The organism is Campylobacter concisus (assembly GCF_002913715.1).
Classification (GTDB): domain Bacteria; phylum Campylobacterota; class Campylobacteria; order Campylobacterales; family Campylobacteraceae; genus Campylobacter_A; species Campylobacter_A concisus_AG.
Genome location: NZ_PPCE01000009.1, coordinates 227981 through 252972 on the forward strand (window position 1 = coordinate 227981; position 24992 = coordinate 252972).

Below are 24992 nucleotides of genomic sequence, written 5' to 3' on the forward strand. Positions count from 1 at the left end.
ACGCAAAAATTTTTACTAAGAAGGTATTATGGAGCTAATTAAACATCACATTGATCATGTAATTATTGCGATTTTAGGCATTATGAGTTTTTTTGTACTTTGGTATACGATTGAGCGTATCATTTTTTATTCGCGCGTTGATATAAAAGGCTATAAAAGTATAGAATCGCTTGAAGAAGCACTAACCAAAAATTTAACCACACTTTATATTATCTATTCAAATGCACCATATGTAGGACTTCTTGGTACAGTTGCTGGAATTATGATCACATTTTATGATATGGGTATGGCAGGTGGAATCGATACTAAAAGCATAATGGTCGGCCTCTCTCTTGCGCTAAAAGCAACTGCTTTTGGACTACTTGTAGCGATACCAACGTTGATGATTTACAATGGTTTTGTTAGGAAAGTAGATGTAATGCTAAATAGATACAAGGCTGAAAATGCGTCTAAATAAAAAAGATGGGTTAAATATTGTCCCATTTATTGATATTATGCTTGTTTTGCTTGCTATCGTGCTTAGTATTTCGACTTTTATTGCTCAAGGTAAGATAGCTATTGACCTTCCAAGTGCAAACAGTGCTGAGCAAAGTAAAGAGGACGATAAAAAGGTAAGCGTAGTAATTGATAAGGATAATAAATTTTTTATAGATGATGTAGAAATTTCTGAGAACGAACTCAAAGATAAGCTAAATGCGGTTGATATAAAGACATTGATCGAACTAAAAAGCGATAAAAATTCGAAATTTGATAGCTTTGTCAAAGTAATTGATATATTAAAAGAGAAGGGCCACGAAAATTTTGCAATCCAAACAATCTCTGAATAAAATTTCAAATTACAGCGGCTTAGCTGTTTCGCTTATAGTGCATGGAGCAGCAGTATATTTTTTGCTTTCACATGATTTTGATGAGATAAAAATAGGTGAGCAAAAACCGATAAAAATAGCTCTTAATTCATTTACTCCAGTGCCACAAGTCTCAGCACCTCAAATGGCAGAGCAAATGCTTATCCCAGAGCCAACTCCACCAGCTCCACCGCCACCACCAGAGCCTCCAAAACCTGAGCCAAAGCCAGAACCAAAACCTGAACCTAAAAAAGTGGAGAAACCAAAGCGTGAAATAAAAAAGGTAGAGCCTAAAAAAGAGAAAAAAATAGAGCCCAAGCCTGAACCGGTAATTGCTCAGCCAGTGCAGCCTATTGTACCGCCAGCTAGTGTAAATACAAATTTGCCAGCCAATAACAAGTCTATCGCTGCAGCTCCAGTCCAAAATGTAACACCTGAGCTAAATTTATCAAATTCGCAAGGTGATGAAGATTTTACGAAGGTTATAATTGCAGTTAAGAGGCATAAAAGTTACCCAAATAATGCAAGGCGTATGAAGCATCAAGGTATTGTAGAAGTTAGGTTTTTACTTAAGCAAGACGGCAGCATAGATGAACTTAAAGTTAGTAAAAGCTCTGGTTTTGAGTCGCTTGATAATGGCGCTTTAGAAAATATTCAAAGAGCAAGTTCTGAGTTTCCAAAGCCTAAACAAGATCGTTATCTGCGCTTTCCTATTTCATATACACTAAAATAAATTACAAGCTTATTTAAGCTTGTAATTTATTATCTGTTATGTAGAATTTCTTTTATATTTCAAGTCAAAATAGAAAAACATAACTTATTTTATTTAAAAAAGTGTGTATTTTAAACTTGCTTTAAATATTAAACATGTATAATCTGACTTTATTTAACGAGTGGTTGGATAGCTCAGTCGGTAGAGCAGTAGACTGAAAATCTGCGTGTCGGCAGTTCGATTCTGCCTCTAACCACCATTTCTTTACTAATCCCTATTTTATCGATATTTCGAAGCTTTAAGGTTTGGCCGGGTGCCATCTTGGGTGCCATTTATTAGTCCATTTTCTACTTAGAAAAAATCAATACCCAGCGAAACAGATGATAAAAAATAAAATTTTTAAAAATATTTTTTGTTAAAATCAAACATTTCAAAAAGCTTAACATTTTCAATAATGTTTTTCTAGTCTAGTTATAGCAAATGCCAAATTATTACACAGGTCCTAACTTTTTATTTTGATGCATAGAGAATACAGTAAAAAAAATAAAAACTTTTTTGCATGGGCGAGGATACTTTTTGTCTGACATGCAGACAAAAACCTCGTTAGGGGTTGCCCCTAAAACCCCATTTAGGCATTTAAATTTTAGCGTTAAGATATTATTTTTTATTATTTTATAAAAAAATTTAATACTACTGGAATAAGATACTAATGTATTATAAAGATTGAATCTTGGAGTAATATTACTTATGTGGTTATTTGTGTGCAAAATGGTCTTGCAAATAAAATGCAAGACCATTATAGGAAATCAATTTCGGCAGTTTTCTGAGAAATTTTGTTTTCTGTCTTTTGTGATATTTGATATTGTGACTGAGATTTTTGATTATATTGATTTATTATGTTTCGGCGTCTTGCGACAATTTCATCAATGCCTCGCTCTGTTTTTGCATGGAGGCTCTTAAGTCCTGCAACTCGTATTCGAATGTTTTTAATTCCTGAGATAATGGACTCAACTTGTTTGACAATACATTGCACACCTGTAATAATTGACATAAAAGTTCCATTTTCTCGCTCTCTTGTCTCTCTTTTTCTTCTAACTCTATTAATAATGTTTGCTCTAATAGTGTCATTATCTATCCTTTTATTAAAAATTGTGATTTTATTTTTTAGTTGTCGCCATTTATATATTTTTCTATATAACGCTTCATCCCTTTGTTCTCTTTTTCTAAAGACGATATCTCTATTTTTGTTTTTATCAACCATGTTGTTATAACTATTATTATCACCAATAGTATCAGTGATATGATCTTGAAAGCCTTTGTTTTGTTTAGGTTCTCTTTCAGCTTGACTTTTAAGCCATCGATCTCTTTTTTGAACTTGTTTAATACAAGCTGATTTGAGTCTATCAAGCTCTTTTTCTCGCTTTGATACGACTCTTGCATCATTTTCATTTCTTGATAAATCTCTTGTATCTTTAAATTCTGCTGCTCTTGCATCTGCTTTACTTCTGAGTTGCTCCATTGCCTCAATGCTTGTAAATTTTTCATTAAACATATCTCCTTTAAATCTTCTTGCCTTCTTTGAATTTGGAAGCTTTACACTAACATAGTCTCCTCCAACCCTAGTTATTTCTATATTGCTGTCGTTAAATGCTTTTAATATGTCGCTCCTGCAAGTAAATTCTTGATTTATGAACTTATCTATTAATATTCTTTCAAGCTCAATATAGTCTTTGATTAGGCTAAGCTCTTTTCTTTGGCCTTGAAGTATATGGCTCTTAGCTGGGTCTTTTGGGTCTGAGAAGTTATATCTTAAATTTGTATAGTTTTGCCAACTGTCTATTAATGGCATATCTGCTTTATGATAATACGGATTAAATGCTAGACCACTTTTCAAGTCTATTTTTGGAATAACAAAATTTAGTTCCAGCCTTCCTTTGTCTATATGCTCAACCCAAAGAATGTTGAATCTTTCTTTGTACATACCAAACAGTATTCTTTCAAATTCGCGTATTAACTCTTTTTTTATATTTTTATCAATATTGTCTTCTTCAAACGACAAACATCCAATACAAGTTTTTTGTCTATTCTCAATATTATTTATAATCTGTCTAGTAACATGCTCATTTCCTTTTATGACATAGGCTGTTTTATCGGCAACTCTACTGTTTAGTAGATAGTCTATGCCTGATTCACCACCACCGCTATTGGTTTTAAAAAACTTAATAAGCATGCTACTTAGTCTTGCTTAACAATCCATTCAGGTCATTATCAATAGATATTATGTGTTTTAAGACAATTTGATCTATGCTTTTGTTTAAATTAACATACCTTGCAATCTGATTTAAATTGTTGCCTATCTTTGATATTTTTACCATCATAGCTCTATCAAATTTATGAATGGGCGGCTTAGAACTAGATACGGCATTTCTTATATAGCTAGAGACAGTAATGCCAGCCATTGCAGCATTTAACTCAATATTGTTCTTTTGGTCTTCACTGAAACGTACTGATATCTTACAGGTATGGTTTGGTTGTCTCATAACACTATCTCTTTACCTCAATAGCGTGGTACTCAAACCATTCATCTAGCTTGGTTCTATCGTATCTTATGATCTTATTTATTTTAGAAAACGGTATTAAGCCTCTCATACGATATTTTGCTTGAGTATTTATGCTTATTCCATACTCTTGTACAACATCCTTCGGCGTTAGCCAACGATTTTGTTTTATAGGATTATTCATATGATATCCTTGTTATTTTTTTCGGACATCATAGTAAAAATCAAAAATTTAAAAGCACAAAGAATGGCCAAATTGTTTCAAATTTTTGCGCTTTTATCAGACTTTGATTAAAATATTTTTCTCAAACTCTAAGTTATTTTCCTCAAAAGTGTAATCTATTGCATTATTTAAAGCTACTATATATGTATTTCGTTTAATTTCTTGAGATATTTTTAAATTTCTAAATTCTGATATTTGCTTAAGTATTCCGTTTATAATTGTTATATATTTCTCATAATTTTTAGAAAAGCAATCTTTGTATTTTTCATCGTGATCACCAAATGGAAAATTTTGCTTCCTCAGTATATCAACTGCATCAAAGAAATCTTTAAAATATTGATTCTTGGAATATAGGATGCTGTTAAGCTTTGTTACTATATACAAAAACGTGTGCCATGCCAATTCTTTAATAAAAATATCTTGATTTGTAAGATATGGGGATAATTTCAATACTTCAATGTCTCCACCAAACATACCCTTAACTTTTTCCATGTTTTCTACTGTTTGGCGAGGATCAATAGTGCAGTAAGAATCATCCTCTTCAAAGTATATAAACTGTGCTGAACCAAGGTCGTCTAATTTGTCTTTATCAACTTTTTCTACGACTATAAAATTTTTAAAAATATCCATTATTTGAAGTTGTGCATTGTTAATAACTTCATATACATAAAAAGCACTTATAAAAAATTTTTCGTTAATAAAAAATTCGGATATATGTAGTATTAAGTTTGATGTTAACTGTGAAAAAGCATTCTCAGGATCATAGGTAAAATTTATAATATCATCAAAATTCATAATCTTCCTTTATGCTCTCTAATAGCTCAAGTGCCTTGTAGCTATTTATATAAGTATCGTAAGTTACGTAATTTTTATATGTAACACCATCTCTTTTGTGAGTTAAATGATCTTTAATAATATCACTATTTGCGCCAAGCTCTTCGAGTGCCGAACCGCTTATATGCCTAGTACCATGCAGTTTAAAATCATCAAAACCTACAAATTTATCTAGTCTCATCTTTTGTCTATCAGTATTTTTAATAGTTTTGCCCGTTTTTGGGCTTGCAAATACTAGACTTCTTCTATCTGCAGGTATTTGCATTATGGCCTCTTTTACAAGAAAAGGAAGCGGCTTTTTATAGTCGTTTCCATTTTTAGTATCTATTAAATAATATACGTCATTTTCTAGATCGACATTTTCCCATTTTAGGCTGGCTACTTCTCCTTTTCGTCTACCATACAAACAAAACAAGAAAAATCCTCTCCAAAACGGATCGTCTTTATAGAGCTCCAAAATAGCCGTTTTTAGCTTATAAAATTTACCAACAGCATCTTTTACTATTGTTTTTCTGGTCGTTTTAGCTATTTTAGTTAGCAGAGCGCAAGGATTTACCGCTATCAGCTGATTGCGAAGCGCTATGTCAAACATCTCTCCTAAAATTCGCCTTGTATTATCATATGCTGTGCGCTTTGATAATACCTGCACTTTTCCTATTGTTTTATTAAATTTTCCATCGTGCATTAGATTATGGATAAGATTGTCTATTTGGGCTGCTATAACGTCTACTACGATCTCTTTGCCGATACTGTCTTGTAAATAGGTCTCATAAAAAGCGATGTCGCTAGCGACGGACTTTTTGTTGATATCTTTTTTGCCTTTCCACAGCTCAAACAAATCATTAACCTTGGTAGTATCTTTAAATTTCAGCCCCTTTAACTGCTTACTTACGCCATCTAACCACTTTACAAGCTCTTTTTTGGCTTCATTTTTATACTCTCTCTTGCTCCATCCACTACGAGTATCTAGCGTAAGCACTTTTGTAAAATACTTGCTTCCTATAACTTTTCTTAATAAAAAGACATTTGGCTTTAGTTTGTTGATAAAAAGCCCAGTATCTACTTTTTCATAATCACTCTTTACTATAGCCATCTCTCACCCCATAAAACCAAACGGCAAAGCAAACATATCTTCATCTAGCTTCATAGCCGTATCTCCAGCATAAAAAACTATGCCTTTATCAAATTTACTTTGTAAATTTTCTTTTAAGTGGTAGATATGTTTAAAGTCATCTTTGCTGATAGTTTTTGAGGATTTGACCTCTACCGCTATGACTTTACCGGATATCTCAAGTATAAAATCAATCTCTTTTTGATCACTCGTTCTATAGTAGTATATATTTGCTCGTTTTTTACTACTGGTATTTGCTTTTAGAAGTTCGTCAAATACAAATGTTTCATATATTGCGCCTTTGTATGGCGAGCTAGCAAGCTCATTTGGTGATGAAATTTGTAGCAGATGCGATAGTACTCCGGTGTCAGTAGCAAAAATTTTAGGAGTTTTTATAAGTCTTTTTAGGGCATTGTTAAAATACGGTTGCAGCTTTTGAATCTGATAGGTATGCTCTAGTACGCTAAAATAGCTATCAAACGTCTTATTATCAAGCCCAGACTCCAAGCATAGCTCATTTTTGTTAAAGATGTTGCCGCTTCTTAGCATACATAGGCGGTACATAGTGATAAATTTATCCATATTTCTTATGTTGCCTATCTCTTTGGCATCTGATTCTATATATGTTCTTATATATGAGCTAAACCATAGATATTTTGATTTTTCAGAAGCGATCTTCATGATCTCTGGATAGCCGCCATTTATGATCTTCTCAGATAAGCCGTCGTTGTCGTATTTTCTAAATGCTAGATGGCCTATATCGCTACTTAAAATATCTATCAGATTTTCATCACTATGGCTTAGCTCTTTTTGAGAAAGCGGATATAGTTCCACTATGCCTATCCTACCAGCAAGTGAGTCTGATATATCTTTAAAGCCTTTTAAATTTGCAGAGCCAGTTAGTATAAACTGACCGTTTGTTCTGTTTTTATCTACGAATTCCTTAATGGCAACAAGTAGTATCGGTACTCTTTGTATCTCATCTATTATTATCGGCTTATCGCAATGCTCTATAAAGCCTTTTGGATCGTTTCTTGCGGATTCATATATGTTTATATCGTCAAGCGTTACGTAGTTTGGTATCTCTAAATTTAAAGCAAGGGTTGATTTGCCAACCTGCCTAGCTCCGCTTATCAAAAGCACAGGAAAGCTTTTCATATACTCTTTTATTTCGTCGCTTATGGCTCGTTTGATGTACATAGTATTTTATCCTTAAATATTTAGGAGTATAATACTATAATATATATAAATTTACAAGGATGGTTTGCTTAAGTTCGTCGCATTGTTTAAAAAATCAATCCTCTTCTAAAATTTCGCAAAGCAGCCATCCAAACGGCTGTTTATTTATAAGCCATATAGTGGTTTCCTCATCTCCAAAAGATGGTTTTTGCCCTTTACCCTTCATTATTTTTATCTTCCTCACGCCATCTACAGTAACAGCCCTCGCGCTGCTATGTTTACCAACTCTCAATAAAAATTGATTGTCTGCGAGTTTTAAATTTTCATATTTTTCAATAAATTTATCAGATAGTGCCTCGCGTGTAAATTCATCTGTCTCGTAGTCAAATTGCGAAGTAAATATCGGCATATAGTGAGAGTTGCAGGCTTTTATTAGCTCGTCAATGCCAAATTTATTGTTTTTTATCGTAAACGTTGTTTTAAATTCGCTTTTTGAGTTTATCACCTCGTATCTTACTGGTATGCCTTGACTACCATTTTGTCCTCTTGGCTCTCTGTTTCTTTTTATATTTATAGCAACTGAAGCAAAAGTATGCGACTCTACCACTTCGCTATCAGATACTAAAAAATCACTAAAATGCTCTTTTGTATCATAGCTTCTACTCTTTTTAAAGAGCATTTCGCCAAAGGCTGTCGCTATTGCACCCTTTAAAGAGCTTCCAGGAATAATGGCTTTTTTTAAATTTGGAGAGATAAGTGTCTTTTCAATAACCAGTTGGTTTATGACTTTTTTACCACCACCCTCTCTTTGAACAACTTTTCCTATTTTTTCGTTATAGTCTTCTGTGATATTTTTTAGCGCCTGTACTTTGTAGTAAGATATTTTTTTGGCCAGAGAACTCTTCTCTTTTATAAATTTTTGCAACTTAAGTATACCCACATCCGTAGCATCTGAGGATATTTTATTAAATTCTTCTTTAGACTTATCATCAAGCCCTTTAACAAATTCAAATTCATCAAAAACATACATATAGTATTTATCGTCGGCGCCTTTGTCTATGACATAGTTCATCGGCTCGTAAGCCTCTCCAGTACCTATATGTATCGGGCTTATGGGCGTTAGTTTTATTTTGTAGGTTTTAGTTTCATTACGCATTTTTTATCTCCGTAGCTATTAGTATGCTATATCCTTGGTGTACCGTGTTCGCATTTGCGGAGTGTCCTCTTATAGCTTTTCCTAGATATTCTTTCTCGCAAATTTCATCATATACTACCACGCTACTGCTATCAGCCATTATAATAGGACTTTTAAAAGGATTCGTGTTTGCAAGCCCTCCGCCATGTTTGCCAAACCTAGTAAATGGCTCATAGAAAAACTCTTTTAAATTTTCATCATCTATCACAGTAGGGCTAAGCGTCATAAAGGCATTTGAGCTTTTTTTGATAGCTACTTTTTCAAACGCGCCATACTCAAACGCTCCTTTTCCTATGCTAGCTCTCTTGCCGTAGCCGCTTTTAGACACAACCTCAAGCGCTTTTTCTAGCTCATCAAGTTTAAATTTATCATCTAGCAAAAAGTAGATATCTTGTCTGCTAAATTTCATCTCCACTAAAGCATAAGGCGCAAATTTACCGCTCTCATCAGTCGTAAACGTATGGTAGTTTATGGAGTTTTTGATCGTTGCATTCTTTGTTAGCTCATAGCCAATCTCACCACTTGTCTTAGCGTTTTTGAAATTTCCGCTTTGCAGATCCTCCATGCTAAGCCAAATTTTCTTTCTATTTTCTTTTTTTAGCTCCAAATTTTCGCCCAAAAGGTGACTTGGCATGCTAGGCTTTGGCAAATATCCACTAGCAAAACCATCAGAGACTATCAAAAACGGCTTTTTGTCATAGTCGCTTAATAGCTCGTTTAGTCTATCTTCTCCAAGTGCGTATCTGATCGCCCAGCAAATTTGCCCAAACAAGGTATCACCTTTTAACGGTGTAGTAAAATTTGACCTAGGTGTTATGGTAGTTTTATAAAGTGTCATTATTCCCACCTTAAATTTGTAAATTCAACCCTTCCGTAACCTCTTGAGCCGCTACCGCCTAGATAGTCGTTTTGTATTAGCTTAAGTCCGCTCTCAACCATCTCTTTTAGCTCGTTTTCGTTGTCATTATAAGGCTCTTTTTCATCAAAAACTTTTAGTCTAATAACAAGGTCAAATTTCACTCCAGCTGGCACACGCTCAATCTGGCGAGGATGCTCGGCAGTTCCACTTTCTCTGTTGATCACGTTTTCATATTTTGCTTCGCTTAGTTTTAGCCCTTCACTCTCGCTAGACAACAAACAATCCCCAACGCTTATCCTAGTAATGCCAAATTTATTCTCTTTATCGCCAAAAATTTTTAGTAAATTTTGTGCCGCTTTTTTATCTGGCTCTGGTACTTTTTCTAAAATTTTAGAGTTAAATACTTCTCCTTCACCATATCCAACCAGCCTATTATTCCATTCTAGCAAGCTTCTCATTTTACCTTTTAGCGAGCTTCCAGGGATGTAAGGCTTACTTGTGTTTATATCTTTTATCACCTGCGAGTCTATGCCACCTATCTTCATAGTATCATCGCCGCCACCTATATGAAGTCCGCTTAAAAGCTCTATTTGTCCCTTTAAAGTTAAAATTTTCATATTCTCTCCTTATTTTTTAGCAAAGCCTATAACGGCCTCAAAAAAGAGTTTAAATACCCTTAGATCATCTTTTGTCTTTACCTGAGCTACACATTTATTTATCATCTCGACAAATTCATCACTTGAGTATTTTCTTGACTTAGAGTAAGCCGCTTTTGAATTTAGCATCTTTACAAATGGCAAAACTTCGCCAAAGTCCTCGCTATTTGACTTTTGCTCTAGCTCGATTATGTAGTCATAAAATGCTCTTATCTGAGTAGCTTTTGTTCTAGCAGAGACTAGATCAGCGACGCTCTTTGCTGTTTCGTCAAACAAATTTGGATTTTTCTTGTAGTCCAAAACTATCGGCGGTAAAAAGTCAGCTTGCGGTTTATTACCGGCATTATAGTTGCCGCCGGCACTTCTATATCCATTCATCGTTCTCTCCTTTTATATATGTATTCACAAATAGCCATTTTGCTCTCCTTTGGATTGTTTTCTATCACATTGTTTAGCATAAGAAGTAGCTCATTCATCTCGCCGCCACCTTGCATATTTCGAGTAAAGCTATAGCTTAGCTTTGATTTCCACATCGTATTTTTTACGTCTTCGCATACCTTTTTGCTCATCTCGCAAAGCTCGAGCAACCTATACAAAAACGCCGTATTGTCTATATTAAATTTTTCAAATTCACTTAAAATTTTACTTCTGACGCTCAAATAGCTATCCCACTTAGCAGTCTCTCCAAAGATACTAATCGCATCTTTTCCACTCATCTCTTTTGAGCTCTCCAGCCACTTTTCGCTAGTTTGCGCTAGAAAGCTTATCGGCGTGGACGGTTTTGCTAAAACAATACCAAAAGAGATACTTAGATCCTTTGTCTTTATAAATTTTATAAACTCTTGCCTTACAAAAACGGCAAGCTCTATCATCTGGTCATAGCTACCAACTATCAGCAGATCATCTCCTCCCGCAAAGACCGTGTAGCTATTTTCAAATTTCTCTTTCATCTTTCTTGGCACATATAAAGAGAAAAAGTTATTTATCCCCTTTGAAAATGTGTCAAAATTTGCAAAGCTTTGCGTAACATCGCTATATTTTATGAAATTCCCCATATTATCCACGTCGGCTTTTATCACAGCGATCGCATTATCTCCGCGTGATTTTTTAGCCAGATCTTCAAAATCCACTATGCTGCCCGCATTTTTAGCGACGTATGATCTTATATTTTCACTTATCTCAAGATCCACATCCATAAAGTCTATGCCTATATCTTTGCTATTTATCTTCTTACTATCGCCAGCTAGCTTTTCGCCAAGACGTACAAAGGCGGCACAAATTTCGCATTTATCTTTGTCGTGAGCTATCTTTCTTATATTGCAGATCCTGCAAAGAGTTTGATTTGTTATGCCCTTGTCGTATGAAAGCACCGGTTCTTGCTCTTTTAAATTTAACTTTTTAAATTTCTCTAGCTCCACAGCCTTGCTGATCTTATCCCTTAGCTCTTTATATCGCTTAGGCTCCGTAAAGTCAGCCCTTTCGCACTCCACGCAAGATAGGCTAACACCGCTAACGCCAAAGAAATTTTTTATAAAATAAGCATTTATAACGCCTTTTATCTCTTTAAAAACAGCTTCATCAAATTTAGGGGATAGTATCTCAAATTTACCAGCCGTGCATGATAAGATACATTTTTCATCTATGCCCAGTTTTTGGCAGATAAATTTAGCCAAGACCATCATGAAAAGCTCGCAGAATGCAGACTTTGCCCTCAGAACCTTAGCCGCATTTTTTGAGCCTAGGTTGTCAAATATAAATTTTTGTATCCCGTAAAAATCCCCGCCTATTAAAAACATCCTATCTTGCAATATTTCATCTATGCTCTTGTATCCTTGCTCCAAAGAGACAAACTCATCATTAAAATAACTGCTAAATTTGCTCATTCATATCCTCCGTTTCTATTTTCCCTAGTCCAAAAACAGTCTGCTTGCCTACGCCTATTATCTCACCTAGCTGTAGTAGCTCCATACACTCTTTACTAACGCCTCTTATCTCCAAAGACCCCACCAAGCCGCCAAAATTCATAGTAGTGTTTTGTCTATTGCTACGCCTAGTTAGCTCCACGTATTTTAGGTCTTTTTTAGTTATCTCGCCCTTTATCTCGCATGCTAGCGCCTCATGATCTTGTCCAAAGAGGCTAAGCCTTCTTTGGTAGATGGAGTTTAGTATATCTCTTAGACTTATATTGTCATTTTTTAAAAAAACATTATCTTTTTTTATCCTAAGCGGAGTTATAAATTTGACCCTGACATCGCCTCCGTCACCATCAAAGCTAAATTCTCTCACGTACTCTTTAGGTAGGCTTATTTTATCCTCCGCCAAGCACGTCTCGCCGTTTACAAACATATCAAATTTCTCGTAACTAAGCCTATCTTTGCCAAGGCCATATTTCTTTAGCATCATATATGCCGCAGAGGCGATATATGGTAGTTTTTCACACGCACTTTCTAGCAAAACTATGCCAAAGTCATACTCTTTAGCCCCTAGCTCAAAGTCCAGCCTATATCTATGGTAGCTATTTTTCTTTTCATAAAAGTCGTAGTATAAACAGCTCTCATTTGCAAAGCACTCGTCGCACTTATGGGCGTGATTTATACAGCTTACGCTTTTTAGCGCATATCCAAAGGCTCCTCGCACCTGCGAGCCGATAAAAAATGGCGGCTTTTGTGACGGCTCAAATTTCACTCTAAGCTCGGCATACCTCATCTAAACTCCCTAAATTTAACATGCTCAAAAATAGAGTTTTTTACAACCTTATCACCCACCGTACTTTCTTTTATAGTTCTTTTTGTTGTGGCGTAAATAGTTTTTATGCCATTTTTTTTACAAAAATTCACAATGCTATACGTAGCACCAAAGTCGCCTTGTACTAATGCTACATCGCCTATTTTTGCATTTGTTTTTATAAAATTTTTAAACTCAGCTATAAATTTACCCAAATTTGATAGTTCAGGAGGTATGTTTGACCATTTGTCTTGTAGTGCTTTAGGCATTTTTATAAAATCGCTTACGCCAAGGCTCTTTCTTGCATCATCTATTTGAGTTGTCGTTAGCTCGTGAGAAAAGATCAAGATCATATTAGTTTTATTATTCACTTTAGCGCTCGATTTTTTAGTTGTCCTATTATATATTATTTTGAAACAAATGTTTATGATTTTTAGTTTTTTGTTTAACAACTATTATTTTTTCTCTTTTTTATACATTTTTTTATACAAAGTTTTTTATCTTTTTGGTTAGAATTAAACAATTCAATAAAAATTAAAAAGGAGTACAAAATGGCAAAAATACTAATCAGCTCAATAGGCACAGGAAACAAAAACAAAGGTTACAGTGTAGCAAACTATGAGATTGATAAAAAAGTTTATGAAGGTGAAAAATTTATTGCCAAAGCTTTGTGCGAACATCTCAAAATTGACAAGCTATTTCTAGTAGGAACTCAAAAGTCCATTTGGGAAGCAGTATTTGAAGAATTTGGAGGGGATGAACAGATCATTTTAGACATTTATGAAGCCAAAGAAAACAATAATCTAGATAAATTTATTCCACAAATAGAAACTGCAATAGACAAAAAACTAGGCACAAATGGCTCAAAATGCTTCATAATAGAGTATGGAAAAGATGAGACCGAACTATGGGGGAATTTTGATAAATTTCTACAAATATCTACAAATTTAGAACCAAACGACGAGATACACCTAGACATCACACACTCTTTTCGATCGCTTTCATTAATGAGTTTTACAATGAGTGAGTTTATCTCAAACACTTCAGGCAAAGAGCTAAATATACAAGGCGTATATTATGGTATGCTTGAGTACTCTGGCGAAAACAACGGCATAACACCTATTGTAAATTTAGCTATGTTTTTTAAGCTTCTTAGATGGTCAAAGGCCATAAGAGAGCTTAAGACATATGGAAACGCAAAAGAGGTACTCACGCTTTTAAAACAAGACGAGGGTAAAAAAGCCAATAGATTTGAAAATTTTACAAATGCGCTTAATATGTCCGATATAATGAGCCTAAAGAGTGCAACCTCAAATTTAAAAACTGAAATTTCGTTTTTTAAAGAGAGCAAAAACAAAATTTACAATCTTATCAGTGACGACTTAGAGAAATTTATAAAAATGCTAGATGTAGATTCTCTTTCACTACTTCAATACCGCATGGCTAGGTGGTACTGCGAAAATCAAAATCACGCTCTAAGCTACGTTATGCTAAGTGAAGCCGTCATAAGCGCAGTAGCTGAAGACCATAAACTAGACGCCAAAGATCAGGACGAGAGACAAGAGGCTAAAAATATACTAAACAAAAGAAGAGAATCTTTTAAAAAATCTCACGCCAAAGACGATTTGATAGAGACTTATTATAGAATTGCCAATATACGCAACTACGTAGCCCATGCATTAGACAAAGATGGCAGACATACAAATATTGACGTAAAACAAGCAGTCGATAATCTACCACTTTATATAGAAAAACTCAGACCTCTATTTAAAGGTAAAAACTAAAATGTTTAACAAGAGCTTAGAGCAGATTTTTACAAAAAGTGCTTTAAGCTCCGCATTTGACGAAATTTCTGCAAATTCTTTGGGTTTAGACGAGATCTCATATGCAGATTTTAAGAAAAATTTTAGCCAAAACGCAGCTCATCTCATACATTCATTGATAAATGGCACCTATGCGCTAGAGCCACTAAAAAAGATAACCATTCCCAAGGAAAACCACAACGGTGTAAGACCCATAGGCATATCCTCTATAAAAGACAAACTAATTCAAAGGGTTTTATACTCAGAGCTTAGTCCATACTTCGACGAGACATTTTTATCAAATTCCTACGCCTACCGCCCGCACAAATCCACCTACAAAGCCATAAACAGAGCCAGTAGCTTCATAAACGAAAATGACTGTTGGATACTAAAAGCCGACGTAAAAGACTTTTTCGAGTCGATAGACCACTCAAAGCTACTACAAATTTTGCAAAAACATATAAAAGACACAAAGATCATAAGCCTTATCTCTCTCTTTTTAAAAACCGGCGGATTTTTAAAGCGCGACTTCAAAGAGCACAAAGTAGGTGTAAACCAAGGCGATATCCTATCTCCTATGCTATCAAACATCTATCTTGATTTGATGGATAGATTTATAAACAAGACTACGGATAAATTTGTCAGATACGCAGATGACTTTATCGTATGTTTTGCAGAAAAAGACGAAGCTTTAGAATTTGAGAAAAAGCTAGATGACTTTTTAAAACTGCTAAATTTATCTCTCAACAAAGAAAAAACAAAAGTCGTAAACATAAACGACGGTTTTGTCTTCTTAGGCGTTCATTTCTTTGGTAAAAACCGCTGTGTAGATAACGACAAAATTCAAAAGATTATCTCAAATTTACACTCCGCAAGCAAAGAAAAGTCAAATTTCATAGACTATATCGATGAGATAAACGTTATCTTGCTTACGCTTAAAAACTACTATCTAAAGATCATACTGCCAAACTCACCGCAGATAATGCAGATAAAAGAGCATCTTATAGACTCTTTAGCCCAAAAGATCGCCCTATACAAACGAAACAAAAGTATAAATTCAAAAAAAGAGTTCACCCTCTATCTTGAAAAGATCGACTTTGGAGTATTGTTTGGTCAAAACGAGATAAAAGACAAGATAACACTAGCCATAACAAAAGGCTATGACAAATACCTATCTCAAAAAAGCTACGAAAACGAGCCCCGCAAGATAAACCAAAAGAGAAATTTCTACGCCACCAAGATCGCCTCGGATTCTACGCTTCATATCAACCAAATAGGTGTCTATCTAGGCCTTAGCAAAAATAAATTTACCATAAAGCAATACGGCAAAATTTATAAAGAATTTCCCATCTCTAAAATTTCCCGCATCATCGTTGATAGCGAGCATATCTCACTATCTTCTGCAGTGATATGGCGCTGCGCAAGAGAAAAGATCCACATCGATTTCATAGACAAGCACTACGTCCCATACGCTACCTTACTAGCCTACAATAGCACCTCTACACAGACAGCACACAAACAAGCCATGCTCCTCAACACACCAGCCCAGCTATATCTCGCCACCTCTTTTGTCGAGGCAAAGATAAGAAACCAAACCAACTATCTAAAATACCTAAATAAATACCATAAATTTCTAACTCCAAACATCCTAAAACTAGAAAACATCCTTGTAAGAAAGCTAAAATATGTCAAAAACACAAACGAGCTCATGGGATTTGAGGGCTCGGCTACTGCCATTTACTGGGACGGCATAAAGAGCATATTACCGCTAGAATTTGAAAAGCGCATAACATTTGGTGCCAAAGATATCGTAAATTCCTCACTAAATTACGCCTACGCCATACTTTACTCCAAGGTTCAAGAGTGCCTATATCTAGCAGGCCTTAGCCTACATATCTCATTTTTACATGCGCTTGACAGCACAAAGCCGACCCTAGTCTTTGACATGATAGAGCAGTTTAGGACATTTATGGTAGATAGAGTCATAGTCTCGATGCTAAACAAAGATGAGCCCATCTCACTAAACAAAGAAGGGCTTCTCACCGACGCTTCCAAAAAGCTCATAGCCCAAAACATGAAAGAAAAACTCGGCAGCTACACTATGTGGAAAAAGGAGTCATGCAAATGCGAAAACATAATCATGCAAGAGTGCTACGACCTAGCTCGCTTCATAAACGGCGAGAGCAAAAGCTATAGACCTTTTGTAGGGAAATTCTAATGAAATTTGTAATAGCCTATGACATACAAAGCGATAAAAATCGCAAAAAGCTCTCAGACATCCTTGAAGGCATCGGCTACCGCGTAAATTTTAGCGTCTTTGAGTGCGAGCTAAATGAAGCCAAGCTCAAAAAACTGATAAAGTCCGCCAAAGCTTTGCTAAATGTCAAAACAGATAGCTTGAGATTTTATAGACTATGCGAAAACTGCGTGGGAAAAAGCTTTGAGCTATGCGATAAAAAAGGTATCTTTGAGGCGCAAGAGCTCTTTGTCTAACTTATGTAGTTCTTAATTTTCTTTTGGATTTTTGATTTGCGAACTTTTTTAGCTGAAATTTGACCCTTTTTGGCTAAAATCTCGCGAAATAGGTTCGCAAATCTAGTTTTTTCAAAATATCTCTCATACATTTGCGAACTTTTAGTTATACCTAAGTTTAGGATAGCCTATTTTAGGACCTTGCGAAACTTATATACCGCTTAAAGTTCGCAAACCTATAAAATTTGAAATTTTTAAAAGAGATTTGCGAACTTTTTTAAGATGACAAATGCCTAAATTTATGGGTTCTTTCACTTATCATTGTTAATTTTATGGAGTTAGTATTTTTAAATACCTATACATTTGCGAACTTTTTTGAGCTTTTCACGAATTTTAGGTATCTTTAAAGCCAGTTTCTTAAATAATTTTGCTAATTTTTCCTTTGCAAAAATAGTCTTTTAGGCTATTTAAACAAATTTGACCCGACCAAGGGGATTGAAACAAAACAATTTTGAATTTTTGCATATTTTGCTCCTTATTTAAACAAATTTGACCCGACCAAGGGGATTGAAACACTTTATGAATATTGTCTAGTATCCCAGTATTTATAATTTAAACAAATTTGACCCGACCAAGGGGATTGAAACGCTACCGAAATATTCGGTAGTACCAAATTTAGCCTTGGATTTAAACAAATTTGACCCGATTTAGGGGATTGAAACAAGCTATTTGAATAGCTTCCATTTGACTTTGATTAATATTTAAACAAATTTGACCCGATCAAGGGGATTGAAACTAGCTCACTTGATTGAGCACTTAGCTTTTTAATTTGAATTTAAACAAATTTGACCCGATCAAGGGGATTGAAACGAAGTCAAGAAATTTTTTATTGCTTCTTTACCTTCAGCCAATTTAAACAAATTTGACCCGATCTAGGGGATTGAAACTCGTGAACAATTACTGCAGATAAGTATTCAGGTTTATTAGGATTTAAACAAATTTGACCCGATCAAGGGGATTGAAACACTTAAGTAATAAGAAGCGCTTGACCACGAGCGGCTTTGATATTTAAACAAATTTGACCCGATAAAGGGGATTGAAACACTAGTTCAGTTTTGTTCATAATGTATCCTTTTGGATATTTAAACAAATTTGACCCGATAAAGGGGATTGAAACTCATCAGTTTCTCCATCAGTCTCTGAGTACTGAATAGGATTTAAACAAATTTGACCCGATTTAGGGGATTGAAACCCATCACAGCGTAAAAAGCCGTTTGGGATATTTGATTTAAACAAATTTGACCCGATCAAGGGGATTGAAACAGTATTATTAAACTAGTTATTATTGTCGCATGTCCTATGATTTAAACAAATTTGACCCGATCAAGGGGATTGAAACAGTTTTTCTTTTGTTTGTGAATTAAATTTTGGATTTGGATTTAAACAAATTTGACCCGATCTAGGGGATTGAAACTAAAGTAGGTCACACGCTAGTTGTGGGGCGGTCGTATTTAAACAAATTTGACCCAATCAAGGGGATTGAAACATCAGCTTCCAGCCTAGATATATGCGGCAGTAAAAGATTTAAACAAATTTGACCCGATCAAGGGGATTGAAACTCATCATACTGCATCTCTTGAGGCGCATATTGCGCTTGTATTTAAACAAATTTGACCCGATTTAGGGGATTGAAACTAAGAGTAGGCTTTTAAATTTATGATAGCAGTCGCATTTAAACAAATTTGACCCGATCAAGGGGATTGAAACAAGACATCTCCTGCTTTAATTTGAAGCATAGGTAGTATTTAAACAAATTTGACCTGATTAGGGGATTGAAACTTTTTCTCCTCAAACATAACACGCTCCTTGTGCTCGCCCGTTATTTAAACAAATTTGACCCGATTTAGGGGATTAAACTTTATGTAGTGCGTTTTCGGGGCTGTTAAACTCTAGGCTATTTAAACAAATTTGACCCATTCAAGGGGATTGAAACTTATGAGTCTCATCCATGAGAAATACGTCAAAAAATATAATTTAAACAAATTTGACCCGATCAAAAAAAAAGGGGGGGGGGTTGAAACCCATTAGCTCATCATAATCATAAAACTCTGGACTATTTAATTTAAACAAATTTGACCCGATTTAGGGGATTGAAATTTACATTTATATGTAAAATTAAACTACTTTATCTACAAACACTACCATCAACTTTTTCATACTTTTATTTTTTTTGGAAACGCTTTGTCCATATCTATTTTTATAATTGCTGCATATTTACAAAAAAGAGAAACTAATAAAATATAAGAAGAGGAGATATTAATGAAATATAAAGTTGAAAGATACAAACTCATCTGCAAAAACTGCGGAGAGATATACTACTTTGACTACGAAGGATCAGATGTGTTAGGTAGGGACTACTTCGACCAAATAGTAACAGAGTGCTCTAAATGTGGCTCAAGAGTTTTAGAGAAGCGTGATTTAAATTTCATTGACACAGCGAAGATGAAATTTAAAAAGATGTTAAAACCAAAAAACAGCTACTTTACAAGGTGATAAGATGTTACCACTAATAGCAATTTTTACAAGTAGAGCGATAGTAGATATCCTACAAATAGGCGTAATAACTTTTTCAATCACTGTTTCAGCAGCCAAGACCGTAGATGCACTATTGGCAAACAACAAAACAAATAAAAAATAAAGAAAAAAACAACAAGGAGAAAACTATGAAAATTTTAAATCTAGAAACTACATCACCACTATCATGGGAGATGATTAAAGAAATTTTAGAGAATATTATCAATAACACAACATCAAATGTTAATGTCTCTTGCGGTCCAGTTGATGTTAAGGCCGATACTAAAGGGATAAGTAGCATACTGCTTATAGTGGGGCTAGTTGGTCTTGGTTATGTGGCTATTGAAAAATTGAGTGACAAGCTAATAGAAGCTTAATAACTGAAAAGGCAAAAATATGAATGATTTGATAACTGCTTATAACATGGCCGAAGAAGCTTATGAAAGTGCTATAAATATATTAGAAGAGGCTATTGAAAACGAGACAAGTGCTAGTAAAAAGTTGGCTTTATTAGAAAAGGTTACTATATTAACCAAAGCAATTATCAAAATAAACAACGAAAAGATTAGATTATTCGAAGAAAAAGCAATAGAATACAATACTGAACTATTAGAAAGAAATATGAGTAAACTATACGATGATAATTACTTTTTAAATGATGCTTTTGATAATGAGAAAAATAGTCTCTCCGCCGAAATAGACATTCCTAATAAAAAAGCTAAAGTTGAAACATCAGGCACCACCTCTATCGTTATGGCTCTAGGTCTAACTGCACTAGCAGGCGTAGCCTTATATAAATTTGGTGACAGCCTCCTTGAAGATGACTGCACTGAAACATTCGATGGCGTGCTCTACTAAAAAGAATTTTAAGCAAATTTGATCCGATTTAGAGGATTGAAAATTACATTAGAAATACTAGAAATAGTTATAGAGGTATTAAAGGTCGCAGTAAAACATATATGTAACAATGTAGGTAAAAAAATAATCTTATATTAAGTAAAATAAAAAGGATAATAATGAAAGTAAAAACAAGAGATATGATAATAGTAGCAACTCTATAATGTAGCTATACACAGAGACGTTGTCTCTATAATCTTTAATAAATCTTTATTGCTCATCGCATATCTCCTCATAAATTGTTGATCCTATCTTATATAGTGTGTATGTAGATATAGCGACTTTGGCAGCAAGCTCTATGATTGGTATTATTAAAATTGGCATATTATATCCTTTTTTTGCTTGTTAAAGTATCGATAGCCTTTTTGGCAACATAAAACTCAATAGCTGCTTTAGCGAGCGCCTCTAAAATTAAAACAATAGGCATATTTAACCCTCCCATTTTTGATTTTTTACATACTGACAAGTGACTTGCTACCACTCAATGTGGATATGGATGCCGTCACCGTCAATGGTTATATCGATAAAATCACAAGACATAGATTTCTCCTTTTTTAAGTTATTTTGCTTTGTTGGGAGAATTATAAAAGAGTGTATGGACAAACTACGGTATAATTTACAAAAAGTTTTAAAAAAGGATAAAGCAATGGACGCCCAAACTAGGATACTGTGGCTACTTAAAAAATTAAATCGCGGCGAGATAATCGACACTGCGCAAGACGAGCTGTGGATCAATGAAAAAGATAATAGTAAGCCAAGACTAAACAATAAAACCATAAAGCGCGACTTTGATGCTATAAAAGACGTGTTTAATGAGATAGAAATAAAACGGACAGGACCTGGCTGCTACCAGGCTATCAATACAAATTTGCTCGATGATCTGCTAGATGAGAGAAAGAGAAATGTCCTAAAGATAATCTACGCGATGCTTGCCAAAAACTCTCAAAAATTTAATGAAACCAGCAAGAAAACGGCTGTATCTCAAACTATAAATGAATCATTGGGCGTTTATGACTTTATCACGAGCCCGATCGAGACGGAACTAGACAAAAGCATCATAAAAACGCTAGAAGATGCAATACGCTATAGAAAAAAGCTCGCGATTGAGTATACCCCGACGAATAGGTCTGATAGCAAAAAATTTAAAGAGGTGAAGCCATATAAAATTTTACTGATCAATGAAAATTTATATCTGGCAAATAGCAACAACGAGTATGATTTTTCACTTTTTAGGATAGCTGGGATAGTAAATTTAGAGGTTATCAAAGGCGAAACGTTTAATCACGACTATAACATCGATGATTTTATAAAAAACATCCAAACGCCGTTTGCGGTCTTTTCACATGAGTGGAGAAGCTCGCTCATAGAAGTGCAGCTCGAGATCAGCCCACAAAAAGCCTTTTTGTTTGAGAGAAAAAACTTCTTTCAATCGCAAAAGATCATAGAGCACAAGCCAGACGGAGCGATTGTGGTTAGCTACCATTTTAGTGATCTTAAAGAGATAGAGTTTTTTATCATGGAGTTTTTGGGATACGTCAAAATTTTAGCCCCAGTGGAGCTAAAACAAAAGATCATAAAAAAGATAGAAGAAGGTAAAAATTTACTCTAACTAAAATAGTCTTTTTGGCATGCTTTTAACTATCCTAAAACATGCCTCAAGCGACTTATCGCCTATGCCAGGAGCCCTTAGCAAAGAGCTTAGCGAGTGATATAGCCCACTATCTATGGCATCTTTGATAGATTGAAATCTTATATTTTTTATACCCAAGATCTTGGTCTGCCTTTTTAGCTCATCGATATCAAAATTTAGCGCAAAATCATCATACAAGTCATCACTTGCACTCTCGTCAAATTCCCAAATTTCACACTCTATTTCTAAAGGCTCCAGAAATTCCATCATCAAATTTATAACTTCATCTTTATCAAGTCCGCCATTTGCGGCACCAAGAAGTGGAAATGCGATATGGTTGATCTTTTTACTCGCATAAGTATTTACAAATTTTTCAAGACCGACTTTTATGTAGCTCATTTTTGACGGATCTTTCCAATGCTTTTTGGTAGGGAAATTTAGCACCTGTCGTCCATCATCAGCCTTGTATAACCATAGTTTGCCTATTTCTATTTTATTTGGGTTGCCCTCACTGCAAAGCTCAACATATCGCGAGAACATTTCAGGATAGCGCAATCTAAATTCATACGCTATGCCAGCGCCCATTACGCCTACGCAGTTAATGGTATTTACTATGGTGTCCGCTTTGGTGTTAAATATATTGCCATTTTTAAGAGTTACCATTTTTATCCTTAGAAAAATTTAGCTGGATCAACTATGACGTTGATATTATACATCTTAAGATCGCCAGCCAGCTGCTCTTCAATAGCTTTTTTACTAGCTTGATCTTTAACATATATAGAGCGTATGTAACGGCCATAAACTACATCATTGATCAAAATTTCTGCCATCATTTTTTGTTTGATATCATTGTTTGCAATGCCATTGTTGCACCATCTTGGAGAAAAGACATCATCAAAATTTATAAAATTTGGATCTTGCAAGTCAGGCAAATTTTTACTAAATTTAGCCTCATCTGCAGACGCATTGCGATTTGAGATCAAAAAGCCATCTTGGTGATCTTTGATAACCCGAACGTCAAGTCCTAGAATGATAACGCGAGCATTGTTTCTATTTCTATAGAGCATGGCATTGCGTGGATTAAAATAAAAAGGAACATAGTCGTGAATTTTATGTCCATATATGAACTCAATCTTTTCGCGCCTTGCATTTACCTCTTGGTTGCTGATATCTACTTGTTTATAAGTGTTGTAGTGATTTTGCAAGCCATGTAGTAAAATGTTTTGTAAATTATTGCAGTCCGTCATATGGAAAATTTCGCTCATGCTGTCTAAGAAAGTTTGGTTGCTCATTATAACCTCCGTTATTTTTTCGGAGATTATAAGGGGCATTATAGACATATAGTGTCTAAAAATATTAAATTATAGGCTTTGTTGTATATTTATAAAATTATGGTATCTATCAAACAGCTTTTTTATCTCTTGTTTTATATGGCTAAATTCTTCTTCGCTGATATTGCCGTGTGCGAAGTCATTACGCAATTTATATAATTCTTCATGATATTCTAACAACTCACAGCCTGAACCAAATTCTGTCTTGATTACTGACCTTATGTTATCTATATCAAAATTTGTAAGGTCAAGATACTTTAAATTTCTCTTAGTACTATAGGCAAAATCATCATTGGATGCATCGGCACGAACTTTTAGTGCCTGAACAAAAAAATTGCTAATTTTGTAATTCCTACGTTCTTTCTTTTTGGAACATTCATCTAAAATTTTCTTAAAAACGACAGGGATATTTCTTTCAAAAACTCCAACTATATAGCTATTTACACTCTCAAACAAGAGCACCAGCGACTGCAGCAAGTAGCCCTTTTCAAACATATCTTTAGCTAGTTTATACCTAAAAACATAGGTACTATCACTCCAGTCGCATATTTTATTTAGCCTCTCTTTTAAATTCTTAGCTCTTGATATAAGCGCGATATCATCTATCCTATCGAGCTCTTTGATCAGCTCACCATACGAGCTTTTCAGCTTTGCGATATTTAAACTTAGTATATTATTTGAAAAATCATTTAAAGCATTTACCAGCGACTCAAATTTCTTTGTATTTATATGCTGAGCCAAGGTATAGTTTTGAGAAAAAGCTGCTATCACAAAAGCGATGTTGGCGATATCTAGGTATTGTCTTAGGTCTATTATCTCGTATAGCTTGGATTTTTCTATCTCCTTTGCAAATAAAATTTGATCTATTTTGGAGACGTTTGAGAAGTTTTGTATGAGTAGATCGACTAGCGCAAGCAAAGGCAGGTGTCTAAAGCCATGCGTCACATCAAAGACGATCTTACTGACACCACTTTTTACTAGATCATCTATCGCTCTTTCAAATATCTCAAACAAAGCCTCAAAATTTTTCTCATCTACTATCTTATAGCTATCATTAAAATTTATCTGAAAATCCGCATAGTGCGCCATTACCGCTTCGTTAAATCCCCTAGCATCTGTCGTATATATGGGTACTATATTTTCAGCACCAAATTTATCTGCCAGCAACGGCAAAGTGTTAAAGAACTCTTGCGATTTATCAGCGCTCTCACCAGCGAAATAATACCTAGCGCAACCTTCGGTTTTAATGTTCTCTTTTTGACCTTGTATGCCAAGGATGGTGATAACGGCTGTTTTGTTGTTGATCTCTTCACTCTGGGGTGGATTTGCTTTTTTGACTATATTTAGTGGCATTTGCTTCCTTTAAATTTAACAGCTTATATTTTTGAAG

Annotated in this window: 25 protein-coding genes, 1 tRNA gene and 1 pseudogene; 11 read left to right on the forward strand and 16 right to left on the reverse strand. The window is 34.7% G+C overall.

Going from position 1 to position 24992, the window contains the following annotated elements:
• Positions 1-28 precede the first annotated feature (28 nt).
• The 4 genes from exbB (at position 29) to CYO92_RS05100 (ending at position 1816) form a co-directional block, all read left to right on the forward strand.
• Positions 29-457, forward strand: a complete 429-nt coding sequence (exbB, locus tag CYO92_RS05085) for a TonB-system energizer ExbB (RefSeq protein WP_054196205.1) — start codon at positions 29-31, stop codon at positions 455-457.
• Positions 444-827, forward strand: coding sequence for a TonB system transport protein ExbD (gene exbD, locus CYO92_RS05090; RefSeq protein ID WP_072593836.1), 384 nt, complete (start codon positions 444-446; stop codon positions 825-827). Before exbB ends, exbD begins: the two co-directional genes overlap by 14 nt.
• Positions 802-1578 carry an energy transducer TonB gene (locus CYO92_RS05095; protein WP_103588902.1) on the forward strand — a complete coding sequence of 259 codons (777 nt, stop codon included), beginning with the start codon at positions 802-804 and terminating at the stop codon, positions 1576-1578. Before exbD ends, CYO92_RS05095 begins: the two co-directional genes overlap by 26 nt.
• A gap of 162 nt (positions 1579-1740) precedes the next feature.
• A tRNA-Phe gene (locus tag CYO92_RS05100) sits at positions 1741-1816 on the forward strand.
• Positions 1817-2353: 537 nt separating this feature from the next.
• Here CYO92_RS05100 and CYO92_RS05105 read toward each other — a convergent pair.
• From CYO92_RS05105 to csx20, 13 genes are all read right to left on the reverse strand, one after another.
• Positions 2354-3787 (reverse strand): relaxase/mobilization nuclease domain-containing protein, encoded by a 1434-nt coding sequence (locus CYO92_RS05105; RefSeq protein WP_103588903.1) that lies wholly within the window; start codon positions 3785-3787, stop codon positions 2354-2356.
• 1 nt (position 3788) lies between these two features.
• On the reverse strand, positions 3789-4097 hold the full coding sequence (locus CYO92_RS09340; RefSeq protein ID WP_180997849.1) for a plasmid mobilization protein: 309 nt from the start codon (positions 4095-4097) through the stop codon (positions 3789-3791).
• Between the two features lie 4 nt (positions 4098-4101).
• On the reverse strand, positions 4102-4299 hold the full coding sequence (locus tag CYO92_RS05115) for a helix-turn-helix domain-containing protein (protein WP_084041712.1): 198 nt from the start codon (positions 4297-4299) through the stop codon (positions 4102-4104).
• Positions 4300-4395: 96 nt separating this feature from the next.
• Positions 4396-5133 (reverse strand): hypothetical protein, encoded by a 738-nt coding sequence (locus CYO92_RS05120; protein ID WP_103588904.1) that lies wholly within the window; start codon positions 5131-5133, stop codon positions 4396-4398.
• On the reverse strand, positions 5123-6265 hold the full coding sequence (locus tag CYO92_RS05125) for a tyrosine-type recombinase/integrase (RefSeq protein WP_103588905.1): 1143 nt from the start codon (positions 6263-6265) through the stop codon (positions 5123-5125). Before CYO92_RS05125 ends, CYO92_RS05120 begins: the two co-directional genes overlap by 11 nt.
• A gap of 3 nt (positions 6266-6268) precedes the next feature.
• Entirely contained in the window at positions 6269-7483 is a 1215-nt protein-coding gene (locus CYO92_RS05130) for an ATP-binding protein (RefSeq protein ID WP_103588906.1), read from the reverse strand.
• Between the two features lie 94 nt (positions 7484-7577).
• Positions 7578-8618 carry an RAMP superfamily CRISPR-associated protein gene (locus CYO92_RS05135; protein ID WP_103588907.1) on the reverse strand — a complete coding sequence of 347 codons (1041 nt, stop codon included), beginning with the start codon at positions 8616-8618 and terminating at the stop codon, positions 7578-7580.
• On the reverse strand, positions 8611-9495 hold the full coding sequence (gene csm4 / locus CYO92_RS05140; protein WP_103588908.1) for a type III-A CRISPR-associated RAMP protein Csm4: 885 nt from the start codon (positions 9493-9495) through the stop codon (positions 8611-8613). The genes CYO92_RS05135 and csm4 overlap by 8 nt, the downstream gene beginning before the upstream one ends.
• Entirely contained in the window at positions 9495-10133 is a 639-nt protein-coding gene (gene csm3 / locus CYO92_RS05145; RefSeq protein WP_103588909.1) for a type III-A CRISPR-associated RAMP protein Csm3, read from the reverse strand. The genes csm4 and csm3 overlap by 1 nt, the downstream gene beginning before the upstream one ends.
• Positions 10134-10142: 9 nt before the next feature.
• On the reverse strand, positions 10143-10550 hold the full coding sequence (gene csm2, locus CYO92_RS05150; RefSeq protein ID WP_103588910.1) for a type III-A CRISPR-associated protein Csm2: 408 nt from the start codon (positions 10548-10550) through the stop codon (positions 10143-10145).
• Positions 10547-12055 (reverse strand): type III-A CRISPR-associated protein Cas10/Csm1, encoded by a 1509-nt coding sequence (gene cas10, locus CYO92_RS05155; RefSeq protein ID WP_103588911.1) that lies wholly within the window; start codon positions 12053-12055, stop codon positions 10547-10549. Before cas10 ends, csm2 begins: the two co-directional genes overlap by 4 nt.
• The gene (gene cas6 / locus CYO92_RS05160) at positions 12042-12878 is read right to left on the reverse strand and encodes a CRISPR system precrRNA processing endoribonuclease RAMP protein Cas6 (protein WP_103589606.1); all 837 of its coding nucleotides are present in this window, start codon (positions 12876-12878) and stop codon (positions 12042-12044) included. Before cas6 ends, cas10 begins: the two co-directional genes overlap by 14 nt.
• Positions 12875-13267, reverse strand: coding sequence for a CRISPR-associated protein Csx20 (gene csx20 / locus CYO92_RS05165; RefSeq protein ID WP_219808119.1), 393 nt, complete (start codon positions 13265-13267; stop codon positions 12875-12877). The genes cas6 and csx20 overlap by 4 nt, the downstream gene beginning before the upstream one ends.
• A gap of 180 nt (positions 13268-13447) precedes the next feature.
• Between csx20 and csx2 the strand changes: the two are divergent.
• The 7 genes and pseudogenes from csx2 to CYO92_RS05200 all read left to right on the forward strand — a co-directional run.
• Positions 13448-14104, forward strand: a pseudogene (gene csx2, locus CYO92_RS09645) (TIGR02221 family CRISPR-associated protein); the annotation flags it as partial.
• Between the two features lie 577 nt (positions 14105-14681).
• Entirely contained in the window at positions 14682-16916 is a 2235-nt protein-coding gene (cas1, locus tag CYO92_RS05175; RefSeq protein ID WP_103588915.1) for a CRISPR-associated endonuclease Cas1, read from the forward strand.
• Positions 16916-17191, forward strand: coding sequence for a CRISPR-associated endonuclease Cas2 (gene cas2 / locus CYO92_RS05180; protein ID WP_103588916.1), 276 nt, complete (start codon positions 16916-16918; stop codon positions 17189-17191). The genes cas1 and cas2 overlap by 1 nt, the downstream gene beginning before the upstream one ends.
• Before the next feature lie 2298 nt (positions 17192-19489).
• A complete protein-coding gene (locus CYO92_RS05185) occupies positions 19490-19723 on the forward strand; it encodes a hypothetical protein (RefSeq protein ID WP_103588917.1) in 234 nt (77 codons plus the stop codon).
• A gap of 107 nt (positions 19724-19830) precedes the next feature.
• Positions 19831-20121: a hypothetical protein gene (locus tag CYO92_RS05190; RefSeq protein WP_141089849.1), complete on the forward strand. Its 291-nt coding sequence runs from the start codon at positions 19831-19833 to the stop codon at positions 20119-20121.
• A 19-nt stretch (positions 20122-20140) separates the two neighbouring features.
• A complete protein-coding gene (locus CYO92_RS05195; protein ID WP_103588919.1) occupies positions 20141-20602 on the forward strand; it encodes a hypothetical protein in 462 nt (153 codons plus the stop codon).
• 685 nt (positions 20603-21287) lie between these two features.
• Entirely contained in the window at positions 21288-22250 is a 963-nt protein-coding gene (locus tag CYO92_RS05200) for a helix-turn-helix transcriptional regulator (RefSeq protein WP_180997990.1), read from the forward strand.
• On the opposite strand, the gene CYO92_RS05205 is transcribed toward CYO92_RS05200, so the two are convergent.
• From CYO92_RS05205 to CYO92_RS05215, 3 genes are all read right to left on the reverse strand, one after another.
• Positions 22251-22934, reverse strand: a complete 684-nt coding sequence (locus CYO92_RS05205) for a macro domain-containing protein (protein WP_103588921.1) — start codon at positions 22932-22934, stop codon at positions 22251-22253.
• Between the two features lie 8 nt (positions 22935-22942).
• Positions 22943-23563, reverse strand: coding sequence for a DUF4433 domain-containing protein (locus CYO92_RS05210; RefSeq protein WP_180997851.1), 621 nt, complete (start codon positions 23561-23563; stop codon positions 22943-22945).
• A 69-nt stretch (positions 23564-23632) separates the two neighbouring features.
• Positions 23633-24955 (reverse strand): CRISPR-associated DxTHG motif protein, encoded by a 1323-nt coding sequence (locus tag CYO92_RS05215; protein ID WP_103588923.1) that lies wholly within the window; start codon positions 24953-24955, stop codon positions 23633-23635.
• Positions 24956-24992 lie beyond the last annotated feature (37 nt).